This window comes from Thermohalobaculum sediminis (assembly GCF_023487995.1).
Lineage (GTDB): Bacteria > Pseudomonadota > Alphaproteobacteria > Rhodobacterales > Rhodobacteraceae > Thermohalobaculum > Thermohalobaculum sediminis.
The window spans coordinates 36,754-50,693 of sequence record NZ_JAMFKN010000011.1 but is presented as its reverse complement, the minus strand read 5'-3'; the positions used below and the strand labels follow the sequence as shown (position 1 = coordinate 50,693).

Sequence of the window (13,940 nt, the reverse complement as noted above, 5' to 3'; positions counted from 1 at the left end):
TTCAGCGATCGGCGCGGCTTGACGGTGGACACGGGGTCGGGATTCCGGTCAGTTTGTCAGGAAAGACTGACATCTGGCGCGTCATCATGGCTGATGATCCGGCGGCCCTCGATCCGCCATCCCCTGACCCGGCCCACCGGTTAGCCCTCGGCATGCGGCCCCCGGTGCCGCGCCCGCTGTGCACGGACTGCGGCATCTCGCGCAGCAGTGCGCCCGGCCGCTGCGGCAAGGCATGCCAGTTCATCCGACCCGATTATCCCGGGCTCGAGAGGCGCGTTCATGGCCGGACGGCCGAGCCGGGGCGGGGCGACGAGGATTTCTTCGGCCCCTACCGGCAGATGTGGCGCGCGCGGCTGGAACCTGCCCGCGACGGCGCCCAATGGACCGGCATCACGACCCGGCTGGCCGAGCGGTTGCTGGAGACCGGCGCGGTCGATGCCGTGCTGACGGTAGCGCCCGACCCGGATGACCGCTGGCGCCCGGTCCCGGTGCTGGTGACGCGGCCCGAGGAGCTGGCCGCCTGCCGCGGGATGCGGATGGGCTACGCCCCGCTCCTCGCCCTGCTCGAGCCCGCCCGCGCGGCGGGGTACCGCCGGCTCGCGGTGATCGGCATCCCGTGCCAGGTCTATGCGCTGCGAGCGCTCGAGGCCGAACTCGGTTTCGAGCGGCTCTACGTCATTGGCACGCCATGCTCGGACAACACGACGACCGAGCGGTTCCACGACTTCCTCGCGCTGCTCGCGGAGCGCCCCGAGACCGTCACCTATCTCGAATTCCGCGCGGACTTCCATGTCGAGCTGAGGTTCGACGACGGCACGTGCCGCGAGATTCCGTTCCTGAAGCTTCCGATCTCGCGACTGCCGCCGGATTTCTTCCCGCTCACCTGCCGGACCTGCGTGGACTACACCAACCGGCTTGCCGACATCACGGTGGGATACATGGGTGGCGAGGGGGAGCAGTGGCTGCTGGTCCGCAACGCCCGTGGCGCCGAGATTCTGGGTCTCCTTGGCGGCGAGATCCACCTGTCGGCGCCGGACAGCAAGGGGCGCCGGCGGGGCGCCGTGACCGGATTCCTGAAGAACACCCAGCGGGCAGCGGGTGGGCTGCCGCTGCGCCCGATGCCGCGCTGGCTTCGGCCGTTGGTGGGCTGGCTTATGCCCCGAATCGGTCCGCGAGGGCTGGAATTCGCGCGAGCGCGCGTCGAGATGAAGGCGATCGAGGCCGTGCTGCATCTGCGCCGGTCTGCGCCGCGGCGGATGCGGGCGATGGTGCCCCCGCATGTCTGGCGGCTGGTCGAGCCCTACGGGCTTGAGCCACGGGACGGCGAACGCGGCCCAGTGGGGCGGGCCCGCGCGTCGCGACCTTCGCCCGAACCGCCGAGCGGGCCGTGCGGCTGACCGCAATGCGCCGCAAGGGCGACCTCTTCGGCATTGCGGGACAGGTGCCGCTCGCGGCGCGCTGTCCGCGGCGGCGTCTCGCGGCCATCGGGGACGTCGCCCTCACGATCCGATGGGCGCCGTCTGGGTGCGCGGGTCGCGAAGCTGGCCGACGCGCGAGGTGTCGATCGCCCCGCCATCCGCAAGGTCGAGCGCGACGCCGTTGGTGGTTGCCCGGATGCCGACCACCTCGCGATACACGGCCGCCGGCTTCTGGGCGATGACCGTGTCGCCGACCTTGTAGTCGATCACGATGCGAAGATCCGCCCCGCGCAGGAAAGTGCCCTCGCTGTCGCGCCCGTTCCACGCCGCGGTTCCGGCGGCGGGGTCGTCGATCTCGAAGCCCGCGACCTCGGTGCCGGCGGCGTCGAGCACGCGCGCGCTCAGCCGGTCGGATTCGGGGCCGTCGGGCAGGCCGATCACCATCGGACCGCCGGGCGCGCGGAAGCTGCCATCCGTCGCCGCGACCTCCTTGCCGACCCAGCTTCCGAGCGCCGCGATCTCGGCCGAGATCCCTTGGGCGCGGATCGTGTCGAGCCGGTCATTCACCGCAATAAGCTGCTCGGCCGACGTGAAGCTGGCGAGCTGGGCCACGAACTCGGTCGAATCGATCGGCTGCATCGGGTCCTGGTTGCGCAGCTGCGCCGTCAGGAGGGTCAGGAAGGTCTGGAAATCGGCGTTGGCGGCGGGACCCTGCGCGCTTGCCGCCGACGGCCGGGCTCCGATGCCGGAAGGGAACAGGGCGGGGCTCTCAATCACGTTCATGGCGGCATCCGTTTCTGGTCAGACTTTCATGTCGAAGGCTCGATCGGCGGATCGCGCGCGGCCCGCAGCGAATGCGTCGGCGGCGCGCCATGGCGGCTCATGCCGGGCGTCCTCCTCGGCGCCACCGGGCCGTGGCGCCGGAAGGTAGATACCCTGCGCCTGATCCTTCGTGCGGCCGTCGCCGCCGAAGTTGCCGAAGCGGAGGTCGACATCGCCGAACCCGGCTTCGCGCAGGTGCTGGGTGAGCACATCGCCGTGGCGTCGCAGCAGGTCTGCCGTGCTGCCGCGCTCGGCCGCGACGATGGCGCGCAGGCCGTCGTCCGCGAACTCGAGGCGGATCTCAACCCGGCCGAGCTCGGGCGGGTCGAGCCGCAGCTCGATGCGATCCGCCTGGGGGTCGGCGATCGCGGCGGCCGCGATCTGCCGGCTCGCCGACACCGCGGCGCTTGCCGGATCCACGCCCGGTACCGGGGCGGCAGGTGCGGCTGGCGCCGGGGTGCCCGATGCCACGGCGGCGTTCGCCTGACCTGCGGCGCTTGGAGCGGGAGAGGCTGGCTCGATCGCCATGGCAATCCCCCTTCGGCCGCCGCTGTCTGGATGCTCTGTCGCGGGGGCCGGGCCGGGACGGGCATGCTCAGGCGCGGCGTCGGTGGGCGCCGCGGCACGGGCCTCGCCAGGTGGCATCTCCGGCTGCTCGCCGGGCGCGGCCGGAACCGCCAATGGCCGCCAGTCGGCGGGCGGCTCGGTTGGCCTAGCCCCCCCGACCCGGCGTGCTGTGACCGTCACGCCCACCTCCGGCAAAGGCGTCGCGGCCGGGGGCGTTCTGTCGGCCTTCACCCCATCGGCCGGGTGGGCGGGCAGGGGGGTCGCATCCAGTGCCACCGGTGGCCGTCCCGCCGCCACTTGCGGCTGGGTCGATCCGATGCGACCGGCCCGAGCGTCGCGGTCGGGGTCGCCATCACCGGGCTGGCCAAATCGCTGCGACGCCCTGAGTGGCGCGCCGGCAGAGCGCGGATCGCTTGACGCCACACGCGTGGCTGCCCCGACGGCGATGTCCCTATGCTCCGCGCCCGCCCCGGTCGCAACCGCGTCACGGGCTGGATCGGACCCCGGGGTGGCGGACGCGACCGCCGCTGGCATGCCGACGGAACTGGCGGAGAGAGGTATCGGCGCTTCTCCAGCGGTTCCGGGAGTGGCTGGTGGCATCAGATCGGCGCCTGCTTTCGGGGCCAAGTCAGCGGGAGCGGACGCGGCGGCGGGCGCGCCGGGTGCGGCGTCCAAAAGATCGGGCCCGCGCGGCGCCTGGGCGCGTGTGGCTTCGTCGCCCCTTGCAGGGTGCGCCGCGAGCGGCGTGGGGTCCACCCCGGCGTCGGCCTGCTCCCCGCCGGCACGCAGCCGTCTCGCGCCGCCACCATCGGCTGGACCCTTGTGGGACGCGGTTGGGCGGGTCTCGGCTCCGCCCATCTGGGCGGCGAAGTCGGCGCGCGCTTCCCGCCCGGCGGCTTGATTCCGCTCGGCCGGGACGCGGGCGTCTGCGGCACCGACTGGAACGGCCCGCGAGCGCGGGGCCGCGGCGTCCGGGAGGGGGATCGTCAGAGCATGCATGGCGCATCCTGCGGCCGTTGTCTCCAGCCAGTCATAGACGCCACAGCTTACCGATTCTTTACGCGCCTCCGCTCCAATTGGCGGCGAAGCGACGAGGCGGCGGAGGTTGCGATGACCGATCTTGCGAGACCAGGCTCCATGGCTGCAGCGGCGCCTGCCGCCACGCCGCGAACGCCGGCCGGGGCACCGCCGGCCCGACCCGACGCGGACGTAGCGACCGCCTTCGAGGCCGCGTTCCTGACCGAGATGCTGAAGCAGTCCGGCCTCACGCGCAGCCTCGGCGCGCTGGCCGGCAATGGCGGGGAGAGCGGCTTCTCCGACCTTCTGACCCGCGAGATTGCCGCCGATATCGCGCGCAGCCGCCCGCTCGGCATCGGTGCGATCCTGATGCGGAAACTTGCTGGCGAGGGCTGACATAGAGAGTTCCGACAGCCTGCTGGCCGAGGGGCGGGAGCTGCTCGCGCGCGAGCGCAGGATGCTGGCGGCCGGCGCGCTCGGCGACGCCGAGGCGCTCGCACGCGACAAGACGGCCTTTCTCGCGCGGCTCGAATCGGCCTGGCCCGGGCTGGAGAGGGTGGCGGCGCTGCGCGAGGGCCTGACGGGCCTGATCGAGGACGCGCGCCGCAACGAGCGCCTGCTTCATGCCGTGCGCGATGGATTCGCGGCCGCGCGGCGCCGGATCGAGGCGCTCGAGGCGACGCGCGCGGGCGCGGTCGCCTATGCGCGCGATGGCTCGCGCATCACCAGCCCGGCCGATGCGTGCGGCAGGACGAAATGCGCCTGATGCGCTTTACCGGGGCTTAGGGTTTTTGGTGTTCTGCTTGCTCCCGACGCGGATGCAGACACCGCGCACCATCGAAGATGGCTCCTCCTGTCAGAAGACACGTCACCGGACCCGGGCGCACGCCCGGTCCAGATGTCCCGGTCCGTCGCGTCCGGGGATGTGTTCAAGCGGCGTGAACCGCGCCGCACAGTCAAGGGAATGATGACCATGGCCGCAAGCGTCCTGACCAACAACAGCGCGATGATCGCGCTGCAGAACCTGCGCAGTACGAACCAGAACCTGGCCGAGATCAACAGCCAGATCTCGACCGGCAAGAAGGTCGCCACCGCCAAGGACAACGCCGCCGTCTTCGCGATCTCGTCGGTGATGGAATCGGATGTGGCGGGCTTCAAGGCGATCTCCGAGTCGCTCTCGCTCGGTGGCTCGACCCTCGCGGTGGCGTCGAACGGCGCCAAGCAGGTCGGCCAACTCCTCAACGAGATCAAGGGCAAGATTGTCGCCGCCAACGAGGGCAACGTCGATCGCCAGAAGCTGCAGGACGAGGTCTCGTCGCTGCGCAGCCAGATCGAGGGGATCGTCAACGCCGCCCAGTTCAACGGCCTGAACCTGCTCAGCAACACCGACAAGACCGCGGGCTCGAGCACCGTCGACATCCTGTCCTCGCTCGACCGGGCGTCGGACGGCACCGTGACGGCGAGCCAGATCTCGGTCGGCAAGCAGGACCTCTCGACCCAGCAGCAGAACATCACCGGTACCGCGCTCGTGGCGGCGGCTGACAACCTGACCGGTGCTGCGGCCGGCACCGCGACCGCGATCGCGGGTGCCGCGACCCCGGCCACGCAGGCCGTGACGATCGACGCGGTCAGCGCGGGCTTCGGCTTCAGCATCGCGATCAGCGGCGGCGCCGTCGGCGCGGCCGGGCTGAACACCGGCGGCAGCAACGACATCAGCTACGTCGCGCGCGACGGTGACACGGCGGAGGATGCGGCTCGCGGCCTTGCCGACGCCTTCAACCAGTTCATCGCGGAGAAGGACGGATCGGACCCCACCGTCGTCCCCTCGACGATCCGGGCGACAGCCACCGGCGGCACGGTCACGATCACCGGATCGAGCGTCGCGGGCGACAACTTCTCGGTCAACTTCCAAAGCTTCGCGGCTACCGGGAACACGATCGGCGGGGGCCTCTCGGGTCTGGCGAACATCGACGTCTCGACCGAAGCCGGCGCCGAGTCCGCGCTCGGCGAGATCGAAGGGCTTATCCAGACGACGATCAATGCCCAGGCCGCGTTCGGGACCGCCGAGAAGCGCGTCGAGCTCCAGAACGAGTTCATGTCGTCGCTGGTCGACAGCTTCAAGTCGGGCATCGGCGCGCTGGTCGATGCCGATCTTGAGGAAGCCTCGGCGCGGCTGCAGGCGCTGCAGGTGCAGCAGCAGCTTGGCGTGCAGGCGCTCTCGATCGCCAACCAGGCGCCGCAGAACATCCTGGCGCTGTTCCGGTAACAGACGGCCGGGCCGGGCGCATCGCGCGTCCCGGCCCGCTTGCCGCCGGTCCGAAGCCGGCGATTCATCGGCCCAACTCGAAAGGATGAGCCATGACGGCGATGGCCATGCCGGTATCCGGCTATGCGCAGGCAGCGCGCGCTCTGGGGACGCCGCGATCGATCGAGCACCGGGTGTTCGGGTCGGTCACCGGGCGCATGTCACGCGCGGCGCGGCCCGATGGCAGCTTTCCCGATCTGGTCGCTGCGCTGCACGACAACCTCTCGCTCTGGACCACCATCATGGCGGATGTCGCCGACAGCCGGAACGCCCTGCCGGTGCCGCTGCGTGCGCAGCTGGTCTATCTCGGCGAGTTCACGCGCGCCCATACCCAGAAGGTTCTGCGTGGGGAGGCAGACCCCGCGCCCCTGATCGACATCAACAGCGCCATCATTCGGGGGCTCCGCGCCCCGGCGCCGGCTTGAAAGGGCCAGAACCATGGCTGGACTGATCCTGAAGTTGCGCGCGCACGAGCAAATCCTCGTCAACGGCGTGGTCATGCAGAACGGCGACCGCAACGCCCGGCTGATCGTCAAGACGCCGGACGCTAAGATCCTGCGGCTGCGCGATGCGATCCATCCCGACGCCGTCGACACGCCCGTGAAGCGCGCCTGCTACGCCGCTCAGCTCGCCGTGGCCGGAGAGGCGCCGGTCGAGGCGTCGGCCCGGCAGCTTCGGCACCAGCTCGCGGATCTGCGCGACGCGCTTGGCGGGCTCGAGAGTTGCGACACAGCGCTGACCGAGGCCGACGACGCGCTGGACGACAGAAACTTCTACTGCGTTCTCAAATCGTTGCGCCGGCTGCTCCCGGTCGAGGAGCGGTTGCTCGCCCTCGCCGCCGCGGCACCCGGCCCGGCCGTCAGCGCCGCACGCGTCTGATGCCCTTCGCCCCGGCGATTCCCGCGGGAGGACTGGCCGGCTTCCGGTTCCTCACGCGCACCTTCGAGGCGCAGCTCGCGCAGTTCTCGCGCAGCCCCGACATCGACCGTGACGTGCAGGACTTCATCGCGCGCGCCGGCCAGATCGGCAGCGCCGAGGAGCTGGTGCGGGACACCCGGCTTCTTCGGGTTGCACTGGGCGCGTTCGGCCTCGAGGACGAGATCGGCAAGCGCGCGCTGGTCCGCCGGGTTCTGGAGGAGGGCACGCTCGACCCCGACGCCTTCGCCAACCGGCTCGCGAATCCGGTGTGGCGCGAGTTCAGCGCGGCGCTCGGGTTCGGCGACCTCGGCTCGTTCCTGGGAAGCGAGACCACCCGGCGCGAGATCGCCGACCGCTACCGGGTGCGGCAGTTCGAGCGTGCCGTCGGCGACGTCGATGTCGATCTGCGTCTCACGCTGAACTTTCGCCGCGAGATCGGCGCCGTCGCGGCGGGGGCGCAATCTGACGCCGCGATCTGGTTCCGCATCCTCGGCTCGCCGCCGCTGCGCGAGGTGATCGAGGGAGTGTTCGCCCTGCCGTCCGGCTTCAGCCGGCTCGACCTCGACGCGCAGCGCCAGATCCTCGCGGATCGCAGCCGAGCGGCCTTCGGCAGCGCCTCGCCGAAGGTCTTCCGGTCGAGTGAGGTGGCGGAGCGCGCGGCCACCCGGTTCCTGCTCAACGCGCAGATCCGGCAGGGACAGGCTGCGATCGGACCGGGCGCCACGGCGCTCGCGCTGCTGGGCTCGGCCGGGCTGGGCGTGGGTGCTCGCGCCAATCTTCTCCGCTCGGGGGTCTGACGCCCTTGGTCCGGTGTAGCAGGGGGTGCCGCCGTGCACCCGCCGACGCTGTCGCCGGGCCGGCGGCGACCCGGTGTCGGCCAGTCCGTGACGAAGGACCCGGAACGAGACTGGTCCGGCGTCCCGGAGGGTTGCCCCGGCGGGGCAAGTGCGGGGCGGCTATCTCCCGGAACGACGGTCATCGGCGGTATCACCCGATGCCCATGAGGATCGTACGCGTGGCTGGAAGCCATGTTCGGCGGCAAGTCGTCAGCCAAGGATCGAGTTCAGCCGCCGGAACGACCACGAACGGTCCCGCGCGAGCGCCGGTTCGCCGATGAATTCATCCAGCGCCGGATAAAGCCGGATCGCCTCGTCCAGCGCGGCATCGCTGCCGGGGCTGTAGAGCCCCGAGCGGATCAGCGGCGCCGCGTCCTCGTAGGCCGCGACAATGGCGCGCGCCCGGCGGCAGAGGTCGGCCTCGAGATCGGTCCACGCATCCGGCGCCGAGCGCGAGACCGACCGGCGCAGGTCGATCGCCGGGAACCTGCCGCGCTCGGCGATCGCCCGGTCGAGCACCACATGCCCGTCGAGCACGCCGCGAAGCATGTCTGCCACCGGCTCCTCCATGTCCGAGCCGGCGACGAGGACCGTGAAGACGGCCGTGATGTCGCCTCCGCGGTCACCGACGATGCCGGGCCCCGCACGCTCGCACAGCTCGGCCACGGCGGGGCTGGTCGAGGGTGGGAAGGCCCGCGGCCCAGCGGTCTCGCCCGATGCCAGCGCGATTTCGCGATGCGCCTCGGCGAAGCGCGTCACGGAATCGAACAACAGCATCACATGCCGACCCTGTTCGCGGAAATGCTCGGCGCAGGCCATCGCGAGCAGTCCGGCGCGACGCTTCACCAGTGCCGGCTGGTCCGAGGTCGCAGCCACGATGACCGTTCGCGCGCCGTTCGGCCCGTCGAGCAGGGCGCGCGCGAAGGCCGACACCTCGCGCCCGCGCTCGCCGATCAGGCCGACCACGATCACCTCGGCGTTGGCGCCGCACGCGATCGTGTCGAGCAGCATCGACTTGCCCACGCCGCTGCCCGCGAAAACTCCGATCCGCTGGCCCCGGCACAGCGGCAGGAGGGTGTCGAGCGCGGCCACCCCCGTCGAGAGTGGCCCACCCAGCGGGCGACGCAGGTCGCCCGGCGGCGCGGCCACCCTGAGCGTCGCGCCATGCGGGACCTGCGGCGGCGCCGGCGCCTCGCCATCCGTGAGGCGCAGGTTGCCGAAGGCGTCGACGACCCGGCCCAGCCAGGCGCAGGAGGGAACGGGGTCGGGCAGGGGCTCGAGGCAGGCGCGCAGGCCCGCGGCGATGCCCGCGGATGGCCCCAGCAGCATGGCGACCGCAACCGAGCGGTCGATCGCGACGATTTCCGCCATCGCCTGCCGCCCGTCGCCCAGCTCGATCCTGAGCTGGTCGCCGATGCGCGCGAGCTGCGCGAGGCCGCTGACCCGCACGCGCGCCCCGTCCGAGCCACAGACGCGCCCCCAGATCATCGCCGACGCGGGCAGGCCCGGCATGTCCCGGCCTTGGTAGATCATGCGGCTCCGCCCGGGACGCCGGGTGCGAACCCTCTGTTAAGGCGAATCGCGCTAGGCAGTCCGCGATGGCACCAAGAAGTGGTGGAAATCGTCATGATGAATGACCTTGCAGTGCTCGAACTCGCGTCCTCCATGGCGCGGCACGCAGCGCAGCGACACAAGCTGATCGCCGAGAACATGGCGAATGCTGACACGCCGGGCTACCGCGCCCGCGACCTGAACAGTTTCTCGAAAGTGGTTAACGACACGTTTACGCCGCGCGCGACCCGCGCCGGGCACACGGTGTTTGCGGGTCTCGCGGTCCGCCCGGCCGAGGCGATCGAGCCAGACCTGCCGGCCGAGCCGAACGGGAACACCGTGAACATCGAGGACCAGACGCTGCGCGCGGTCGAGGCGCAGGGCCAGCACCGCCTGGCGCTGACGGTCTACGAGAAGACCCTCGATCTTCTCCGCCTCGGCCTCGGCCGCGTCCGCTAAGGGAGGGCGAGATGCACGATCTGAAACGCGCGATGCTGAGCGCCGCGAGCGGCATGAACGCCCAGAGCCACCGCCTGCGGCTGATCGGCGAGAACGTCGCGAATGCCGACACGCCCGGCTATCGGCGCAAGACGATTGCCTTCGAGGCGGAGCTCGACCGCGCGAGCCAGGCCGCGACCGTCCGGCCGGGGCAGCTGGCGCTCGACGCCTCGGCGCCACGCGAGGTCTACGAGCCCGGGCACCCGCTGGCTGACGGGCGCGGAATGGTGACCTTCTCGAATGTCGATCCGCTGATCGAACTCGCCGACGCGCGAGAGGCGCAGCGCTCCTACCAGGCCAATCTCAACATCTTCGACCAGGCGCGGCGGATGAGCGGGAGCATTCTCGACCTCCTCCGCCGCTGACACCTCGCCCCAGCATGTAGGGGGCGCGCCCATCACGGGCATACGCAGGGAGAACCCGATGAACATCGACGCGAGGCTGGCGCTCCAGTCCTATGACTCGACGAAGAAACTGGGCATCGGCAAACCGCCCGAGGACGACGCCCGCGCGGGTCTCAACTTCTCGGACGCGCTCGCCGAGGCCGCCCGCATGATGGAGACGAGCCTGCGCGACGGCGAGGCCGCGAGCGCCGAGGCGGTGACCGGCAGCGGCGACATCCAGACCCTGGTCGAGGCGCTCAGCTCGGCCGAGATGGCGCTCGAGACGGCGGTGACGGTCCGCGACCGCGTGGTCGAGGCCTATCAGGAAATCCTGCGGATGCCGGTCTGAGTTCCGGGCGATGCGCGAGGAGATGCTGATCGCCCTGATGCGCGAAGCCGCATGGACGGGGCTGGTGATCTCGGCGCCGATCCTCGGCGTCGCGCTGGTGGTGGGGCTGGTCATCGGTCTGGTGCAGGCCCTCACCTCGATCCAGGAGCTGACGCTGACCTTCGTCCCCAAGATGGCCGCGATCCTGGTTGTCTTCTGGGCGACGCTGGGCTTCACGACGCAGGGGCTTGTGGGGTTCTTCCAGAACACCATCATCGGCCTCGTCGCGGGCCGGTGATGGGCGGGTCGGCTCTCCGCGCGGGGGCGCTCGCGACCGCTCTGCTGGGCGCGCTGATCGGCACCGTGCCGCATGGCGCCGGCGCCCATGGCGATGCGACTGCCGCCACGTCCCCGCATGGAACGTCCTGCATCGAGGCCGCCGAAGCGGCCTCGCGACGTCACGGCGTCCCGCGGGGGGTTCTGTCCGCAATCGCCCTCGCCGAGAGCGGCACGCGACGCACGGGGGCGTTCGCACCCTGGCCCTGGACGCTGAATGTCGATGGCCGCGGCCTGCGGTTCGATATGGCCGGGGCCGCCCGCGACCATGCCCGCGAGGCGCTGCGGCAGGGCGCGCGCGCGGTCGATCTCGGCTGCTTCCAGATCAATTTCCAATGGCATGGCGCGGCGTTCGCGTCATTGGGCGCCATGCTCGACCCGCGCGAGAGCGCCGATTACGCCGCGCGTTTCCTGCGCAGGCTGTTCGACGAAAGCGGCGACTGGCTCGTCGCTGTTGGCCACTACCACTCGCGCACGCCGGGCAATGCCGCGCGCTACCGCGCCCGCGTCGAGGGGCTGCTGCCGGTCGCGGCCGCGGCAATCGGCGAAGCAGCGGGTGGGGCTGGCGTGCCGCTGGCGAGGCTCGACGGCGCCGGGGCGCCACGCCTGCCAAGCGTTGGGGCCGCGCCCCCCGGCGCCGGGTTCCGCGCGGGGCAACAACCGGCGCCGCGCACCGCACGTGCCGCGACCGGCCCCGCGGCCAACAGTTCCGTCGACGGCCCGGCTGGCGTCGCGGCCACGCCGGGGATGGCGGGCTCGCTGTTCGCGGCGGCCGCTTGGCCGTCCGCGCGCCCGGCGCAGGCGGGCCTGCCGGGGCGTCGCCTTCCGCTGATCGCGGCGACCATGCGGCCGCTCGTCGGCGGTGGTTCCTGAGGGGTTTCAATGTTTTCGATCCGCCAGCTGTACCAGCCCACCGTCCTTCTGACCCTCGCGCTGATGGCGGTGATCTGCATGATGATCCTGCCGATGCCGGCATGGCTCCTCGACATCGGCCTCGCGGTGTCCTTCGGCCTCGCGATCCTAATCTTCACGATCACGCTCTTCATCGAGCGCCCGCTCGACTTCTCGGCCTTTCCGACGGTGCTGCTCGCCTCGCTGATGCTGCGGCTCTCGCTCAACGTGTCATCGACCAAGCTGATCATCGGGCAGGGGCACACCGGGACCGACGCGGCAGGCGGCGTGATCGAGGGCTTCGCCATGTTTATCATGGGCGGCAGCCTGTTTCTCGGCCTCGTCGTGTTCTGCGTGCTGCTGATCGTCAACTTCATCGTCATCACCAAGGGCGCCGGGCGCATGGCCGAGGTCGGCGCGCGCTTCGCGCTCGACGGGATGCCGGGCAAGCAGCTTGCCATCGACTCGGACGTGGCCTCGGGCGCGATCAGCCATGCCGAGGCGAAGGAGCGCCGCCGGATCGAGCAGGAGGAGACGACCTTCTTCGGCTTGCTCGACGGTGCCTCGAAATTCGTCAAGGGCGATGCCATCGCGGGGCTGCTGATCACGCTCCTCAACATCGTCATGGGCCTCGGCATGGGCGTGGCGGCGCATGGCATGTCGTTCGGCGCGGTGCTCGAGACCTACGCGATCCTGACGGTGGGCGACGGGCTGGTGAGCCAGATCCCGTCGGTCATCACCTCGATCGCGGCGGCGTTTCTGCTCTCGAAGGGCGGCGTGGCGGGCTCGGCCGACCGGGCGCTGCTGGGCCAGCTTGGCGGCCATCCGGCGGCGCTTGGCACGGTAGGCGCGCTGATGGCGGTGTTCGCCTTCCTGCCGGGGTTGCCCTTCCTGCCCTTCATCGCCGGCGCGGCGTGCCTCGGCGCCGCGGCCTGGTTCGCCGCGGGTCTGCGCGAGCGGCGCGCGCTCGCCGCCATCTCGCCCCCGCCCGAGGACGAGGCCGCGCCCGCGGCGGGCCGGCCGATCGGCGATCTCCTCGACACCGACGAGGTCCATGTGCGCTTCCATCCCTCGATCATCGGCGCGGTGATGGAGCCCGGCTCGGGCCTCGACAAGCGCATCGGCAACATGCGCCGCCACATCGCCCAGGAGCTCGGCTTCGTGATGCCCGAGGTGCGCCTGACGGACGACCCGCTCCTGCCGCTCAAGGGATATGCGATCCTCGTCCAGGGCATCGAGGTGGCGTCGGCGACCCTCGATCCCGGCCATGTGCTGGTGCTGCTCGACCCCGACAACCCGGCCGACCTGCCGGGGCGCGAGGCGACAGAGCCGGTCTACGGCGCCTCCGCCCGCTGGATCGAGGAGCGCCGCGCGGACGAGGCCGCGGCGCTCGGCCTGCCGGTCATCACGCCGGGCGAGGCGGTGGCGACCCATCTGCTCGAGACCATCAAGGCGAATGCCGGCCGGCTCCTGACCAGGCGCGCGCTGCGCAAGCTGATGGACGAGTTCACGCGCCCCTCCGATCCCGCGCGAGCGGAGGCGAACCGGCGGCTGCTCGACGAGTTCGTGCCCGACAAGGTGCCGCTCGACCTGCTCCAGGCGCTCCTGCGCGCGCTGCTCGACGAACGGGTGCCGGTCCGCAACCTGCCGCTGATCCTCGAGGCTGCAGCCGAGGCGCGGGCCGCCGGCCTCGGTCTCGACGACGTGGTCGAGCATGTGCGCCGGCGCATCGCCTTCCTCATTGTCGCCCGCCTCGGCGACCGCGAGGGGCGCCTGCCGCTGATCCAGCTCGCGCCGGAATGGGAGACGCTCTTCGCCAGCCACGAGCGGGGCGAGGGGGGCCTTGCCGACGTTGTCCTGCCGCCCGACGAGTTCAACCGCCTCGCCGCAGCGGTGCGGGGGGCGCTGGCCGAGCCGATGCGCCGCGGCCTTGCCCCGATCGTCGCGACCTCGGGGCGGCGGCGGCGCTTCCTGCGCAGCGTCCTCGAGGCCAAGGGCATCGAGGTGCCGGTGCTTTCCTTCGAGGAGATCGGCACCAGGACGCGCCTCACCCTGGTCGGCACGGCCTGA

16 protein-coding genes are annotated in these 13,940 nt (G+C 71.4%); 13 read left to right on the top strand and 3 right to left on the bottom strand.

The annotated features are described in order from the left end of the window. Window positions 1-152 precede the first annotated feature (152 nt). Window positions 153-1,397, top strand: coding sequence for a Coenzyme F420 hydrogenase/dehydrogenase, beta subunit C-terminal domain (locus tag M1105_RS18250; protein WP_249581818.1), 1,245 nt, complete (start codon window positions 153-155; stop codon window positions 1,395-1,397). A gap of 102 nt (window positions 1,398-1,499) precedes the next feature. Here M1105_RS18250 and M1105_RS18245 read toward each other — a convergent pair whose 3' ends face one another. Further along, window positions 1,500-2,201, bottom strand: coding sequence for a flagellar hook assembly protein FlgD (locus M1105_RS18245; protein ID WP_249581817.1), 702 nt, complete (start codon window positions 2,199-2,201; stop codon window positions 1,500-1,502). An 18-nt stretch (window positions 2,202-2,219) separates the two neighbouring features. Beyond that, entirely contained in the window at window positions 2,220-2,768 is a 549-nt protein-coding gene (locus M1105_RS18240) for a flagellar hook-length control protein FliK (protein ID WP_249581816.1), read from the bottom strand. A 1,176-nt stretch (window positions 2,769-3,944) separates the two neighbouring features. Between M1105_RS18240 and M1105_RS18235 the strand changes: the two genes are divergently transcribed. The 6 genes from M1105_RS18235 (at window position 3,945) to M1105_RS18210 (ending at window position 7,844) form a co-directional block, all read left to right on the top strand. Beyond that, the gene (locus tag M1105_RS18235) at window positions 3,945-4,220 is read left to right on the top strand and encodes a hypothetical protein (protein WP_249581815.1); all 276 of its coding nucleotides are present in this window, start codon (window positions 3,945-3,947) and stop codon (window positions 4,218-4,220) included. Beyond that, window positions 4,204-4,590 (top strand): hypothetical protein, encoded by a 387-nt coding sequence (locus tag M1105_RS18230; RefSeq protein WP_249581814.1) that lies wholly within the window; start codon window positions 4,204-4,206, stop codon window positions 4,588-4,590. The genes M1105_RS18235 and M1105_RS18230 overlap by 17 nt, the downstream gene beginning before the upstream one ends. 207 nt (window positions 4,591-4,797) lie before the next feature. Continuing rightward, window positions 4,798-6,090 (top strand): flagellin N-terminal helical domain-containing protein, encoded by a 1,293-nt coding sequence (locus M1105_RS18225; protein ID WP_249581813.1) that lies wholly within the window; start codon window positions 4,798-4,800, stop codon window positions 6,088-6,090. A gap of 92 nt (window positions 6,091-6,182) precedes the next feature. Beyond that, window positions 6,183-6,554: a flagellar biosynthesis regulator FlaF gene (gene flaF / locus M1105_RS18220; RefSeq protein WP_249581812.1), complete on the top strand. Its 372-nt coding sequence runs from the start codon at window positions 6,183-6,185 to the stop codon at window positions 6,552-6,554. Window positions 6,555-6,567: 13 nt separating this feature from the next. Then, a complete protein-coding gene (locus M1105_RS18215; RefSeq protein WP_249581811.1) occupies window positions 6,568-7,008 on the top strand; it encodes a flagellar biosynthesis repressor FlbT in 441 nt (146 codons plus the stop codon). Then, a complete protein-coding gene (locus tag M1105_RS18210; RefSeq protein WP_249581810.1) occupies window positions 7,008-7,844 on the top strand; it encodes a DUF1217 domain-containing protein in 837 nt (278 codons plus the stop codon). Before M1105_RS18215 ends, M1105_RS18210 begins: the two co-directional genes overlap by 1 nt. A 249-nt stretch (window positions 7,845-8,093) precedes the next feature. Here the strand turns inward: M1105_RS18210 and M1105_RS18205 are convergent, their stop codons facing one another. Then, complete coding sequence (locus tag M1105_RS18205; RefSeq protein WP_249581809.1) at window positions 8,094-9,416, bottom strand: FliI/YscN family ATPase; 1,323 nt, start codon at window positions 9,414-9,416, stop codon at window positions 8,094-8,096. Between the two features lie 93 nt (window positions 9,417-9,509). Here M1105_RS18205 and M1105_RS18200 point away from each other — a divergent pair, with 93 nt between their 5' ends. From M1105_RS18200 to M1105_RS18175, 6 genes are read left to right on the top strand one after another with little or no spacing between them, the layout of a single operon-like run. After that, window positions 9,510-9,893 carry a FlgB family protein gene (locus M1105_RS18200; RefSeq protein ID WP_249581808.1) on the top strand — a complete coding sequence of 128 codons (384 nt, stop codon included), beginning with the start codon at window positions 9,510-9,512 and terminating at the stop codon, window positions 9,891-9,893. Between the two features lie 11 nt (window positions 9,894-9,904). Next, window positions 9,905-10,297, top strand: a complete 393-nt coding sequence (locus M1105_RS18195) for a flagellar basal body rod C-terminal domain-containing protein (RefSeq protein ID WP_249581807.1) — start codon at window positions 9,905-9,907, stop codon at window positions 10,295-10,297. A gap of 58 nt (window positions 10,298-10,355) precedes the next feature. Beyond that, window positions 10,356-10,664 (top strand): flagellar hook-basal body complex protein FliE, encoded by a 309-nt coding sequence (locus M1105_RS18190; protein WP_249581806.1) that lies wholly within the window; start codon window positions 10,356-10,358, stop codon window positions 10,662-10,664. Window positions 10,665-10,674: 10 nt separating this feature from the next. After that, entirely contained in the window at window positions 10,675-10,941 is a 267-nt protein-coding gene (locus M1105_RS18185; protein WP_249581805.1) for a flagellar biosynthetic protein FliQ, read from the top strand. Continuing rightward, window positions 10,941-11,852 carry a lytic transglycosylase domain-containing protein gene (locus tag M1105_RS18180; RefSeq protein WP_249581804.1) on the top strand — a complete coding sequence of 304 codons (912 nt, stop codon included), beginning with the start codon at window positions 10,941-10,943 and terminating at the stop codon, window positions 11,850-11,852. Before M1105_RS18185 ends, M1105_RS18180 begins: the two co-directional genes overlap by 1 nt. A gap of 9 nt (window positions 11,853-11,861) precedes the next feature. Further along, a complete protein-coding gene (locus M1105_RS18175; protein WP_249581803.1) occupies window positions 11,862-13,940 on the top strand; it encodes a flagellar biosynthesis protein FlhA in 2,079 nt (692 codons plus the stop codon).

Excerpts from the sequence above, each read along its gene's own strand:
- M1105_RS18250 (WP_249581818.1), top strand. The coding sequence starts at position 153 with ATGCGGCCCCCGGTGCCGCGCCCGCTGTGCACGGACTGCGGCATCTCG.
- M1105_RS18245 (WP_249581817.1), bottom strand. The coding sequence starts at position 2,201 with ATGAACGTGATTGAGAGCCCCGCCCTGTTCCCTTCCGGCATCGGAGCC.
- M1105_RS18240 (WP_249581816.1), bottom strand. The coding sequence starts at position 2,768 with ATGGCGATCGAGCCAGCCTCTCCCGCTCCAAGCGCCGCAGGTCAGGCG.
- M1105_RS18235 (WP_249581815.1), top strand. The coding sequence starts at position 3,945 with ATGGCTGCAGCGGCGCCTGCCGCCACGCCGCGAACGCCGGCCGGGGCA.
- M1105_RS18225 (WP_249581813.1), top strand. The coding sequence starts at position 4,798 with ATGGCCGCAAGCGTCCTGACCAACAACAGCGCGATGATCGCGCTGCAG.
- flaF (WP_249581812.1), top strand. The coding sequence starts at position 6,183 with ATGACGGCGATGGCCATGCCGGTATCCGGCTATGCGCAGGCAGCGCGC.
- M1105_RS18215 (WP_249581811.1), top strand. The coding sequence starts at position 6,568 with ATGGCTGGACTGATCCTGAAGTTGCGCGCGCACGAGCAAATCCTCGTC.
- M1105_RS18210 (WP_249581810.1), top strand. The coding sequence starts at position 7,008 with ATGCCCTTCGCCCCGGCGATTCCCGCGGGAGGACTGGCCGGCTTCCGG.
- M1105_RS18205 (WP_249581809.1), bottom strand. The coding sequence starts at position 9,416 with ATGATCTACCAAGGCCGGGACATGCCGGGCCTGCCCGCGTCGGCGATG.
- M1105_RS18200 (WP_249581808.1), top strand. The coding sequence starts at position 9,510 with ATGATGAATGACCTTGCAGTGCTCGAACTCGCGTCCTCCATGGCGCGG.
- M1105_RS18195 (WP_249581807.1), top strand. The coding sequence starts at position 9,905 with ATGCACGATCTGAAACGCGCGATGCTGAGCGCCGCGAGCGGCATGAAC.
- M1105_RS18190 (WP_249581806.1), top strand. The coding sequence starts at position 10,356 with ATGAACATCGACGCGAGGCTGGCGCTCCAGTCCTATGACTCGACGAAG.
- M1105_RS18185 (WP_249581805.1), top strand. The coding sequence starts at position 10,675 with ATGCGCGAGGAGATGCTGATCGCCCTGATGCGCGAAGCCGCATGGACG.
- M1105_RS18180 (WP_249581804.1), top strand. The coding sequence starts at position 10,941 with ATGGGCGGGTCGGCTCTCCGCGCGGGGGCGCTCGCGACCGCTCTGCTG.
- M1105_RS18175 (WP_249581803.1), top strand. The coding sequence starts at position 11,862 with ATGTTTTCGATCCGCCAGCTGTACCAGCCCACCGTCCTTCTGACCCTC.